The sequence below is a fragment of the Pedobacter sp. NJ-S-72 genome, from assembly GCF_053890575.1.
The window spans coordinates 1792505-1804938 of record NZ_CM132681.1; the positions used below are offsets into that span (position 1 = coordinate 1792505).

Below are 12434 nucleotides of genomic sequence, written 5' to 3' on the forward strand. Positions count from 1 at the left end.
ATTTTCTCAAAAAAACATTTCTCATATATCTTATCTGGCAGCCCCGCTGATTGTAATTAACAAAAACAAATTTAACATTAAAAGCGGTATGGTTATCCCATCCATACCGCTTATTTCACGGTTAATATCCGGGATTTTGCACTAAGAGCTTATTTTTTAATATTTCATATTTAGGTACAGGGAACAGATAATTAGCTTCTGAGAATTTCCTTTCCTGTAAAGTGAAGTAATTATACGCAAATGAACCAACCATCCGGATTTTTAGTGATATTCACTGCCATCAGCGGTTTATTATCCGTAATATTAGCTATTTTCCATCTGCGCACATCATAAAACCGTTGAGCTTCAAAACAGAATTCAATTTCCCGTTCGTGACGAATAGCATCTCTGAGTACTGATAAACTCTCGTTAACCTGAGGCATATTTACACTTGGCCGGCTCCGGATAAGATTCAGATATTCGGCAGCTACAGCCGTATTACCCAGCTCATATTCAGCTTCCGCATAGTTTAGATAGACTTCCGCCAAACGAAAAATAATCCAGTTCTGGTTACTGCCCGTAGCCGCCAGATCACGTGTTTCATCTGCATATTTACGCCAGTTATACCCAGTCAGACTGGCATTCCAGTTTTCAACCGGACTCTGCGGACTATCCAGTCCTCCTTTAAAGTATTCTACTTTACGACCTCTGAATGAACTACCATTATAAAGAATCGCCGCATCAAAACGCGGGTCGCGGTTCAGGTAAGGATTAGCCGGATCATAGCCCGATGCCGGATCTCCAATCATCTTTCCATTTTTCATTTCAAAATCGTTAACCAGGTTTTGAGAAGGCGCATATACTGACCAGCCATGAAATCCATTCGGCGAGATCATCACATCCAGCGAAGATTCCCAATAAGTGCTATTCATACCATAAGACAAAATTACCTCGGAATTAAACTTTTCAAGAAAAAGTTGTTTGTAATCTGCGCCAGAATATAGTCTGTAAATCCCCTTATCAATAACCGTTTTGGCTGCATCCGCTGCAGCCTGCCATTTGGTTTTATCATTCGAGGGATTATTCAACGGACTTGCAGCATATAATAAAGCCCTTGACTTCAAAGTCAGGGCAGCCCCGCTGGTAATACGCCCCAGATCACCTCCACTATAACTAGCTGGCAGCATTGTTCCAGCATCCGTTAATTCCTGAAGAATAAAGGTCATACACTCATCATAAGTATTTCTTGGAGATAAAACATTAGCATCCTCCAGGTTATAGACCTTAGTAATCAGCGGCACACTACCATAGCGTGAAACTAAATTAAAATAGCACCAGGCTCTGATAAACTTCATTTCTCCTGTCAGCCTTTTTTTCATTACGGCATCGCCCTGGACTGCCCCTATATTCTGAAAAAAGACATTGCAATCCCTGATAAATCCATAATCGGCCGACCAGCTATCCATAGAAAGATTATCAGGGCTAACCAGCCCGTTATTCCATAAGAAAACGCTTTCATAGTTAAATTTAGAGTATCCCTCATCTGAGGCAGCAGACAATCCAGGCCCATTCACCGGAGCGTCCCAATTATAAAAATGCGGCAGTGCCCGATATTTTGAATTGACAAAGGTCTGTACAAGATTCAGATCTGTCCATACATCTGTTTCGGAGTAGGTGTCTAAAGGTTTTTTTTCTAAAAAATCCTTCTTGCAGGAGCTGAGGCCAACTAAAAGGCTAAAGCTCAAACAGCATATATATAGCTACTTAATTTCATCTTCTTCATTTTTCAGATTATGGTTTAAAGGGAAATATTGATTCCGGCATTTATGATCCGGGTTTGCGGATAATAGCTACCCGTCACCGCATTTAGCCTATTAGTTCTTACTGTGCTTGTTGGTAAAGCACTTAATTCAGGATCATAATCCTTAATTTTACTGAAGACCAGTAAATTGCTGCCATTTACAAAAACCCGCAGGCTTTGCAATTTTAACCGCGAAACGAATGTCTTCGAAAAAGTATAAGAGACCTCTACATTTTTAAGTCTCAAAAATGTAGCATCACGAAGCCAGAAGTCTGAATACCGGTTATTTATAGGATCATTCCTATCAAAAGAGGCTGGATAAGCTCCATTTACGTTCGTAGTGCTCCAACGGTCTTCAAATAACCAGATTGGTGGCGTAATTGCATTCCCTTGTTGTGGTAAAACAAGCTGTTTGGCCCGCCCCTGTCCCTGTAAAAGCACATTTAACCCTATCCCTTTATATTGTATATCCCAAAATTCAGTGCAAATACAGTAGAAGGAGTTGGGGAATCAAAAGCCCTTACCATATCGTTAGAACTTATCTTTTTATCGCCATCGACATCCGCATACCTGATATCACCAGGTTTGGTATTCGGCAAATGCACAGAATTATCAATTTCAGCCTGTGTACGATAAATACCTTCAGATTTATAAACTAACCACGAATCCATTGGATGCCCCTGAACTTTTTGCCAGTCAGGAACATTAGCCGCTTCGTCCATAAACACAACTTCATTTTTAGTATGGGTAAAATTCCCTCCTATACTATAAGAGAAATCCTGATTTAAAGAATGCTTATAAAATACCTCCAGCTCAATCCCCTTATTGTTTACCTTACCAATATTCTCAGCAGGAAGTTTACCTGTTAACCCGGTACTTGACGGAACTGAAGCATTACGGGCAGTCAAAATGTTGCTGCGTTTAGAAATAAAATAATCTGCATTTACACTCAGATCTCCATGAAAGAAAGAAGATTCGAGTCCAATATTACTCGTATTGGCAACTTCCCATGTTATTCCAGGATTAGGTGCAACACCAGCAGATAACCCTTGTTGTCTATCACCATTCGCACCAAAATAATAGCCATTATCCAGATAATACTGCTGCAAATTCTGATAAGGATCAATTTTATCATTCCCCAGTTTACCCCAGGATGCTTTCAGTTTTAACTGATTGACAAAAGAAACATTATTCTTAAAGAAATTCTCTTCAGAGATCCTCCATCCTACAGAAAGCGCAGGAAAAGTCCCCCACTGCTTGCCTTTTGGAAAGTTGAAAGAGCCGTCATGTCTTAAAATAAACTCCGCCAGGTATCTATCTTTAAAACTATAAGTCAGCCTGCCAAATAAGTTCTGACGGGCAGATTGTCCAGCCACACTCCCATTATCTTTATCAATATCGCTTCCGATAAAAATCTGATCAATTTTGCTGCTTAAAAAGCCTGTACGGTAAGCACTGATACCCTCATTATAATTTGAACTTTGTTCATAGGCTACAAAAGCATTGACATTGTGATCACCAAACCGGCGTTCATAACCTAATTTCAAATTATACGTTTGAAGCTGATAATTCCTGAAATTCTCATTCAGATTAATTGGCCCTTCGGTGTTGCGCAGATTATCATAATTATTGGTGGACGGGTTATAGCGATAAGCATCCCAGTTATCATATAATTTTTTCCCATTGTTAAACCGAAAATCAAAGGCAGCCAGACCACTGATAGAGAGCCCCTTAGTAACATATGGTAGTTTGAGATCAAATGACAGATCAGATTGCAGGGAATAATCTTTTATCTTATTATATCCGGTTGCCCCCGAAGCCATGAGTACCGGATTACGGCCTCCTGCCAGTCCCGGGCCGGGAAGACCATTTGGATAATAGGCAGGTAAAGTCGGATAAGCAGACAGTAGTTCTGCAAATATCGTCCCGCTATCATAATTAGAATAACGCCTGTCTTCAATTCTTTCCGAAAGATTGAGGGACACTTTAAGATCTGAGGTAACTCTTGCTGTCACATTAGAACGCAGGTTGTATTGCTTATAACCCGTTGCCGAGTTGCGAAAGATACCATCCTGATTCAAATATTCTCCGGATATAAAATGATCAAACTTATCATTTCCGCCACTTAAGGTAAGTGCATGGCGATACTGCGGAGAAAAGTCTTTGACTACTTCATGGTACCAATTGGTATTGGGAAAGTTTAGCGGATCACTGCCTGCCGTATATTTCTGAATATCAGCAGCAGAATATTGATGAGGCTGTCCCAAACGATCATTAACTTCGTTAATATAAGTAGCATATTGCCCCGCATTCACGAGCTTTGGTAAAGTGGTAGGCTGAGTATAGCCATAACTGCCGTTATAAGTAATAACTGGCTTTCCGGTCTTACCCCTTTTGGTTGTTATCAGTATTACCCCATTTGCAGACTGCGCACCATAAATAGCCGCAGAAGCATCTTTTAATACACTGATACTTTCGATATCGTCAGGATTCATTCGTTCAAAAGCACCGCGATTGGCTACCCCATCAATAACAATCAGCGGACTATTATCATTCAGCGTCCCCATACCGCGAATCAATAAGGTGGAAAAATCACTACCAGGTTCGCCGGAACGATTGGTCGAGATAACTCCAGGTACGCGCCCTGCGATAGCATTAGTCAGGTTAGCGGCTGGACTTTCCCTTAGCGCATCGCCCTTCAGGGTAGCAACAGAGCCAGTTACGGTCGCTTTCTTCTGCACGCCATAACCTACGACTACAATTTCATCAAGCGCCTTTTGATCAGTATTGAGCTGAACATTAATTTTTGAATTGCCATTTACAGGAACTTCTTTACGGAGATAAGCTGTAGAAGAAAAAATCAGTACTGATTTTTCCGAAGCATTGATCAGGTAATTACCTGATGCATCCGAAGAAGTTCCGATATTTGTTCCTTTAACAGTAATGGAAACGCCGGGTAGCCCTTCCCTTTTTCATCTGTTATGGTTCCTGTAATGCGGTGTACCTGCTGTACAACTGACTGGGCATAGAGATCCTTCATAAAAGCCATCTGCCCCCCACTTACAGACAATAGCATTAAAACTTTGAGAGTCATTTTTAATTTCATACACGTTTTTTTGGTTAGTTTATTTGGTTTTGATTTATTCTAATTCATAGTCAACTGTTCTATTCTGTTCTATTCTACAATAGAACAAACATAAGAACATTTTTAAATAATCAAAACTTTATTTTACAAGCACTTATAAAAAACATCAGGAACCAAAACCTGATATTTAAGCAGAAAGAAAAGGAAGATTCAGAGATTTCACCCTATTCTGTCTATTGATACAAAACCTTATTTAGGGATTTAATTAAAAAGAAAAAACACCAATAATAATTGGTGTTTTAATGGAGGAAGAAAGAAATCATTTATGAATAAAATAGTACTTATATTACCCTTTTTTAATCTGATCTGCTATCTTTTCAGCAGTCATAATAATTACTGTAGGGTTCAAGTTAATCAAAGGAATTTCCGGGAAGATCGAAGCATCTACAACACGCAGATTTTTCAACCCATATACCCTGCCCTGTTCATCAACTACCGCATTCGCAGCACCTTCTTTTCCCATTGGGATAGTTGAACAAGGATGTTGTAAAGTTGATACACCGCTTAACAATGCCTTCCTGATTTCGGCATCAGTTTGCACCTGCTTTCCAGGATAAAGTTCACTATGGAAGAAGTCTTTTAACGGAGCAATTCCTACCATTTTACGTGCCAGTTTAAAACACTCGACCATACGAAGCATATCATCCTCAGCAGTCAAATGCTGAAAATCTATAACTGGCATAACTGCAGGGTCCTTACTAGCCAGCTTAAAAGAACCTTCAGAGATACAATTCATTAGCTCCAAACCTAAAGTAAACAATGAACCCGTAGGACTTAGAGATGGGTCAACCAGGTGTGAGGGAGAAATTGCAATATCCATTTCATCTGCTGAAGCTGCTCTTGAAGAGTTTGTCCATAATTGGGCTCCTACCACAGGATGTATTTCTGTGTTTTTTTCAGGCACTGCAGCAAAGTTCATCCAGTAAAAAGGGTGATCTAATAACCTTTTTCCAACTGGCGCGTTCAATACCATATCTATATCAAGTTTTTTAAGATCTTCAGCAGGCCCAACTCCAGAACGCATTAAAATACCAGCAGAACCATAAGCACCAGATGACAGAATAATCTGTTTTCCAAATAACTTCTTTCCATTAGCCAATTGAATTCCTTTAGCTTCTTTGTTTTCAAAAATGATTTTGTCAATCAATGACTCACTTAAAATCTGCAGGTTTTTACGCTTGCGCACATCTGGGCTCAGGTAAGCAATCCCCACATTTACCCTTACTCCATTCACCACATTCATTGGCACCGGACCTGCACCATTATTACTTTCCGGATTATTAAAATCATCAACTTTATTATATCCCATTGCAAGGGCAGTATCAACCACAGCCCTTTGAGCTGGAGTGATATAATCCATTGTCATTTGATGAATAGGAAACGGACCTGTTCTGCCGTGCCACCTATCATCGCCATGCTCAGTCCTTTCCATTTTCTTGTAGTAAGGAAGCACATCATCAAACGTCCATCCCTTCAAACCAAGATTAGTCCAGCGTTTAAAATCGAATTTCAGTGCACGTCCTGCTACAGCTCCATTGATATTCGAACTCCCGCCTACACCCTTTCCACGTGGTGCAGTTATGACATTACCATATTGTTGCACGGCACTTTTATATCCCCATTCATATCTCGGATCAAGGTTCGCCGCAATAATGTTGCTACTGTAAATTTTTTCAGGATTACCTTCCGGATCAAAATCCTTTCCTGCCTCAATTAGCAGGATATTCCAGTTTTTATTCTCCGAAAGACGACTTGCTAATACAGCACCAGCCGATCCTGCACCTGCGATAATAAAATTATATGTCCCATCAGAAGCCGGACCTTCATCCAGTAAAGGCGAATTTTCCAAATTAACTGCTGCTGCACTGATTGTATCCGTAATTAAGGTGGCCGCCAATGACAATGCACCTACTTTAATAGCATCTCTGCGTTTCATCGATTTTTATATTTTTTGATTAAAAAGTAATAACTGCTTTGATAGTTTCACCCGACAAGCTTTCGGCAACGGCCGTATTGATCTCTTCCAAACTGAAGAATTTCATCATTTTATCAACTGGAAAACGCCCTTCTTCATAAAACCTGATCATCTTAGGAATGAATATCCCGGGAACACAATCGCCCATGATACTACCTTTGATCGTACGTCCCCGTAAAAGGTTCCATGCGTCAAATTCAACCTTTGAACCTGCCGGTAATACACCAGTTAGTATACATATTCCATTCTCCTGGATCACATCCAGTGCCGAAGTCATTACTTTTTTAACCCCAGAAGATTCAAAAGCATAATTTGCACCTCTGTCACCAGTCATTTCCAATACGGCTTGTACCAAATCCTCCTCACGATCGCCACGTAATACGTGGGTAGCCCCAACTTCCAGTGCTAACTGAAGTCTCTTTTCACTAATATCTACAGCAATAATCATACTGCATCCAGCAATTTTAGCTGCCATTACTGCACTAAGGCCAACTGCACCCATACCGTAAATAACTATTGAAGTACCCGCTTCTGGTTTTAATGTATTTAAAATACCACCAGCGCCTGTCATAATTCCGCAAGCAAATGGAGCAAGATATTTTAAGTCTGCTGTTGGTGATACTTTAATTACAGAAGTCTGGTTAACTACCGCATATGATGCATGGGAAGATTGACCAAAGAAATGACTATGTACATCTCCCTCGTGATTATGCAGGCAAACTGAACCGTCTAACCGGCTTCCACCAAAATTAAGCGGTACATGCCGGATACAGTATGAAGGTAAACCGGTTTTACATTTTTCACATTCACCACATGAACTCAGTGATAGGACAACATGATCACCTGCCACTACTTGGTTACAGCCAAACCTACTTTAATAACTATTCCAGCACCTTCATGTCCCAAAACCACTGGTAAAGGAGTTTTAATATATTGATCTCTTACATCAATATCCGTCCGGCAAATACCAGCTGAAACCATTTTCACTAATACTTCGTTCTCTCGCGGCTCATCCAGGATCACTTGCTCTACAGCTAACTCAGTCCCTTTATTTTTCGCAATTGCTGCTGTTATCTCCATAATTTCATTATTGACATTGCAAGAATGAACTCCTTGCTTTATTGATAGTTTTTTGATTGATTATTTGTCAAAGGTAGAACAGCAATTTCCGGATATACTTAAGAAATATTAAGAAATTAGTGAAAAATATTCTTTAACAATCTGCGATTTAGCAGAGACAAGGCTGTTTTAAGATTAAAAAAAGCAATTACAAAGAAATAATACAACACCACTAATACTTCTCTGCAAGAATAGTCTCGCGTAACTAAAAGAGTTTCATTGGTTAAAAAAACACAACCAAAAAAACAGCAATATCCTCAATATTATTTCCCCATATAGCCTGCAAAAAAAAAAAAAAAAAAAAAACAATAATTTTACACCGATAGTTAATTCACTTAACTCACCAAAATAAAACGGGCAAAAGATAAAATGGACGAGACTAGAATGCGCTATGTTAGCCTGATTGCTAACATGCAAAAACATATCAAATTAAATGATAGTGAAATTGATGAATTATGTAATTCATTTAAATATAAAAAGATCAAAAAGGGAGACTATCTGCTTAAAGCCGGCGAAGTATGCCGTTATCAAACTTTTGTACTTTCTGGATTTTTAAAATTACACCATCTAAATGAAGAAGGAAAAGAGCACGCATTGATATTTTTACCTGCACAATGGTGGGCTGCTGACCTTTTCTCTTATTTTAATGGAACCGCTTCTAATATGATTATCAGGGCACTTTCTGATGGAGATGTTTTACAGCTGGAGAAAAACGCATTTGATAAGATGTTGAATAAATTCCCGTGTTTGAAAGATTTTTCAGGATAATCTATCAAAATGCATTATGCTCTCAACACAAAAAAGTTATTGATAGTATCAGTCTTTCAGCTAAGGATCGTTATCTGAATTTCATAACACGTTTTCCTGAGATAGTCAAACTCATTTCTCAGAAAGATATTGCAACTTACCTGGGGATGGCACCTGAATACTTAAGCAAATTACTAAAAGACATGTCTACGAAAAAGTAAAATTCTCTATGGTATAAATCAGGCTTTCCCGGGTTCTCTCAGGAAAGCCTGATCTGACTACTCCCCGTATACAGGGTAATCGGTATACCCATGTTCGGCACCACCATAATGCAGATCACGGTTTGGCAAGGCAAACTCATAATCATATTTTAACCTTTCTGTCAAATCAGGATTCGCAATAAAAGCTTCCCCAAAAGCGGCCAGGTCAATTACCCCTTCTTCAATATATTTCGTGGACAATTCTTTATCCATCCCTCCTGCCAGGATAATAATACCATCAAAGTTTACTCTGAAACGCGCTAAGAAGCCATCAGGCAAAGCAAAACTCCCTCTTGACTTCTGGTCCATCAAGTGAATATAAACGATACCACGCTTACTTAATTGACCAGCCAGGTAAGCATAAGTTTCCTCTATTTCATCATAATGCGGCAATTCATGCAATCCACCATAAGGGGTTAAACGAATAGCAACTTTTGCTGCACCAATCTGAGCAATACTGGCATCAATTGCTTCTAATAAGAATCTGCTGCGATTCTCTACTGCCCCCCCATATTCATCTGTTCTGTTATTTGTAAACGGATTCAGGAATTGTTCAATCAGGTATCCGTTAGCGCCGTGAAGCTCTACTCCATCAAAACCAGCCTCCATAGCATTAGCTGCTGCGCTGGCAAAATCCTGAACCACTTGTTTAACTTCTGCCGTAATTAATGGATGTGGCTTGGAAGCAATCACGAAACTCTCTTTTCCATGCGCATCATATCCCCATGCATTTGATTCAGCAGCTTGAATATCAGAAACACCAACCGGAGCCCGTTGATCTGGTTGATTGGAAACATGTGAAACCCTGCCTACATGCCATAACTGGGTAAATATTTTCGCTCCTTGTTCGTGAACAGCTTTAGTCACTAATTTCCAGCCTTCGACCTGTTCTTTAGTAAACAATCCCGGTACATGAAGAACCCCCATTGAAGTAGGAGAAATAGCAGTTCCTTCGGTTATAATTAAACCTGCACCTGCTCTTTGTTTATAATATAGGGCATTCAAATCATTAGGAATGCCATTTGGATTACGGGCACGGGTCATTGGTGCCATCACCACTCTGTTTTTCAGCTCAAGCCCTTTGCCTGAGTAAGTTTCAAATAAAGTCGTTTTATGTATGATTTTCTTGTGTTCCATCTTTTTATGTTATTTATTTAACAGCACAAATCTCCAGATAATAACACTATCATTAAAATAACATAAATTTCATCTTGCTATCACAATTATATAATAGAAACAGAGAACCTCCAATATGTGCCCGATTTTTTTTTTTTTTTTTTTTCTTATAGAAGAATATCTTTATCTAACCATCAATCAACCATTTACACTATGAAAAAAAATATCATTTACATTTTCTGCTGTATAACATTGCTATCAGGGGTACTATCCTGTACCACCAATAAGAATAAAGACAAAAGCGGATCAAACAAGGAGGCTGGCTCCAATATCAGCTCTGCTGCTAATGGGCCTGCTGACCAGGCAAGCCGTATCATTGAATACACCAACCTTGTCGTAGATATGGCAAACAGCCATAATTCTTACTTAAAAAATATCCTCAGCAATACAAACCAGATAGAATTTGGATTAAAAAACCCAAAAAATCTATATGCATTTGCAGGAATAATTACACCACACATCATACGGGCTGGTCTTCGCAACATGAATGGAGTAACTATAGAAAAGCCTGTCGATGAATTAGGTAAAGAGAACCAGACCTACTTTAAAACACAAAAAGAGCAAATATAATACCACATTCGGAAAGCTCCAGAATGATTACAAACTATTGGATGATTATGTAAAAGCGCAGGATTACAAGGATGATAAAGGCACTAAAGGCTATCTATTAATTGATACAATCAGAAACACCGTGCAAAAACTATATACCGGAAAGATAGTTTTGATGAAAAAAGTAAACGAACTAGCTGACGCTGCTGAGGTTGTTGTCCTGAAAGACAGCCCGCTAAAAGAATATATAATTGCGATGAAAACAGATATGAAGAACTTTCGCAGTTTTGTCGATCTGCTGGCAAATCACGGCAATGACTATACAAAGATCAGTGATAAAGTACAAGCAGGCTATAAAAACTTAGAGGCCGCACAAATAAAGAATGCTAATTTGAATATTGATAATGCTAAGAAGGCCAATAAAGATGCAGAGTACAAAAGATTCTATGAAAGTTTCCATGATCTTTTAATACGCACTAAAAAGACATTACGTGATGCCGGGACAGCTGGTAAAAACTAACAGATATTGATATCGACGGGCTCGACCGTGAATATGACGGCTTGATTAGAAGTTATAACTACTTTAATCAATAAAAAGAAGGGGATCCTAAATAAATCCCCTCTTTTATTTAATCTTTTAAACTAATCCTTATTTTTTCACCGCTGTAACTATTAACGCCTGTAAAGGAACATTAAGATCTGAAGTTCCATAAACTTCTGCTAATCTGTCACTTAATTTCTCAGTTAATTCAGGCAATAAATCAGCACACTGCTCTACAATTCCAGCATAGATAGGTGTTCCTTCTAATAATCCTTTTGCTGCATCATACGAATTAGCACTATATCCATTAACCTTTAACACCTTGATATTGATATCAGAGAATCCTCCATTGATCAAATCGGTTTTAATAACAGCCTGATCAGAATAAGAGAACGGAATATTATAAAAAGAAGGCGGATTAGCAGGGAAATACTCTTCCATTAACTCCTTAACTAATAGAACTATAGGATTATTAGACATTATATCCCACGAATTGAATATAAATGTCCCTCCATTTTCTAAAACACGAAATGCCTCCTGATAGGCTTTAACCCGGTCACTATAAAACATAACCCCAAATTGGCCGGCCACACAATCAAATGATTCGTCATCAAAAGGCAAAGACATTGCATCAGCCACAATCCATTGTACCTTGCTATCCTCTCCCATTTTATCCATTGCTAAAGCAATCATCCCCAGATTGATATCAGTTGCGACAAGAGAAACATTTGAGGATAACGTTTCCATAAGCTGTTTAGTTAACCTTCCTGTACCACAAGCCACTTCTAATACATTCGCCGGCTGTAACAGAGTTACACGCCTGGCCATATCGACAGCATAAGCTTCAAAAAGTAATGGGCCTAAATATTCGTCATAATTGAATGGGATACTACCAGAAAATGCCGTCGTTTTTGTTTCTGTCTTCATGCTAATAGAGTTTTAATTAGAAAAATTTCATGTGATGGGAATTGAGAGTGTATAATAACCACCAGCTGCCAAAATAAATCTTCCTGATAAGAGTACAACTATTCAATTTATTCAGTTTACCTGAAAAAAACCGCTTTCCTCAGATTAACTTATTCACAGCCACCGTTCACTAAAGTATAGTTTATTACTAAAAAATATTTATTTTTCACATTAAA

The 12434-nt window shown here is 38.8% G+C and carries 13 protein-coding genes; 3 read left to right on the top strand and 10 right to left on the bottom strand.

Annotated features, from left to right (window positions below; translation table 11 throughout):
• Positions 1–121: 121 nt before the first annotated feature.
• The 8 genes from ACWYN3_RS11890 to ACWYN3_RS11925 form a co-directional block, all read right to left on the bottom strand.
• Positions 122–253 carry a RagB/SusD family nutrient uptake outer membrane protein gene (locus tag ACWYN3_RS11890; RefSeq protein WP_456221333.1) on the bottom strand — a complete coding sequence of 44 codons (132 nt, stop codon included), beginning with the start codon at positions 251–253 and terminating at the stop codon, positions 122–124.
• Complete coding sequence (locus ACWYN3_RS11895; protein WP_456221334.1) at positions 231–1724, bottom strand: RagB/SusD family nutrient uptake outer membrane protein; 1494 nt, start codon at positions 1722–1724, stop codon at positions 231–233. The genes ACWYN3_RS11890 and ACWYN3_RS11895 overlap by 23 nt, the downstream gene beginning before the upstream one ends.
• Positions 1725–1777: 53 nt before the next feature.
• Entirely contained in the window at positions 1778–2221 is a 444-nt protein-coding gene (locus ACWYN3_RS11900) for a hypothetical protein (protein WP_456221335.1), read from the bottom strand.
• Between the two features lie 8 nt (positions 2222–2229).
• Positions 2230–4725 carry a SusC/RagA family TonB-linked outer membrane protein gene (locus tag ACWYN3_RS11905; RefSeq protein WP_456222975.1) on the bottom strand — a complete coding sequence of 832 codons (2496 nt, stop codon included), beginning with the start codon at positions 4723–4725 and terminating at the stop codon, positions 2230–2232.
• Positions 4668–4886, bottom strand: coding sequence for a hypothetical protein (locus ACWYN3_RS11910; RefSeq protein ID WP_456221336.1), 219 nt, complete (start codon positions 4884–4886; stop codon positions 4668–4670). The genes ACWYN3_RS11905 and ACWYN3_RS11910 overlap by 58 nt, the downstream gene beginning before the upstream one ends.
• A 325-nt stretch (positions 4887–5211) precedes the next feature.
• Positions 5212–6861, bottom strand: a complete 1650-nt coding sequence (locus ACWYN3_RS11915; protein WP_456221337.1) for a GMC family oxidoreductase — start codon at positions 6859–6861, stop codon at positions 5212–5214.
• 19 nt (positions 6862–6880) lie between these two features.
• The gene (locus ACWYN3_RS11920; RefSeq protein ID WP_456221338.1) at positions 6881–7750 is read right to left on the bottom strand and encodes an NAD(P)-dependent alcohol dehydrogenase; all 870 of its coding nucleotides are present in this window, start codon (positions 7748–7750) and stop codon (positions 6881–6883) included.
• Complete coding sequence (locus tag ACWYN3_RS11925; protein ID WP_456221339.1) at positions 7750–7980, bottom strand: alcohol dehydrogenase catalytic domain-containing protein; 231 nt, start codon at positions 7978–7980, stop codon at positions 7750–7752. The genes ACWYN3_RS11920 and ACWYN3_RS11925 overlap by 1 nt, the downstream gene beginning before the upstream one ends.
• 408 nt (positions 7981–8388) lie before the next feature.
• On the opposite strand from ACWYN3_RS11925, the gene ACWYN3_RS11930 reads away from it, so the two are divergent.
• On the top strand, positions 8389–8787 hold the full coding sequence (locus ACWYN3_RS11930; RefSeq protein ID WP_456221340.1) for a Crp/Fnr family transcriptional regulator: 399 nt from the start codon (positions 8389–8391) through the stop codon (positions 8785–8787).
• A gap of 257 nt (positions 8788–9044) precedes the next feature.
• On the opposite strand, the gene ACWYN3_RS11935 is transcribed toward ACWYN3_RS11930, so the two are convergent.
• The gene (locus tag ACWYN3_RS11935) at positions 9045–10163 is read right to left on the bottom strand and encodes an alkene reductase (protein WP_456221341.1); all 1119 of its coding nucleotides are present in this window, start codon (positions 10161–10163) and stop codon (positions 9045–9047) included.
• A gap of 192 nt (positions 10164–10355) precedes the next feature.
• Between ACWYN3_RS11935 and ACWYN3_RS11940 the strand changes: the two genes are divergently transcribed.
• A complete protein-coding gene (locus tag ACWYN3_RS11940; protein WP_456221342.1) occupies positions 10356–10772 on the top strand; it encodes a hypothetical protein in 417 nt (138 codons plus the stop codon).
• Positions 10773–10809: 37 nt separating this feature from the next.
• Positions 10810–11271: a hypothetical protein gene (locus ACWYN3_RS11945; RefSeq protein ID WP_456221343.1), complete on the top strand. Its 462-nt coding sequence runs from the start codon at positions 10810–10812 to the stop codon at positions 11269–11271.
• A gap of 129 nt (positions 11272–11400) precedes the next feature.
• Here ACWYN3_RS11945 and ACWYN3_RS11950 read toward each other — a convergent pair whose 3' ends face one another.
• Positions 11401–12219 carry a class I SAM-dependent methyltransferase gene (locus ACWYN3_RS11950; RefSeq protein WP_456221344.1) on the bottom strand — a complete coding sequence of 273 codons (819 nt, stop codon included), beginning with the start codon at positions 12217–12219 and terminating at the stop codon, positions 11401–11403.
• Positions 12220–12434 lie beyond the last annotated feature (215 nt).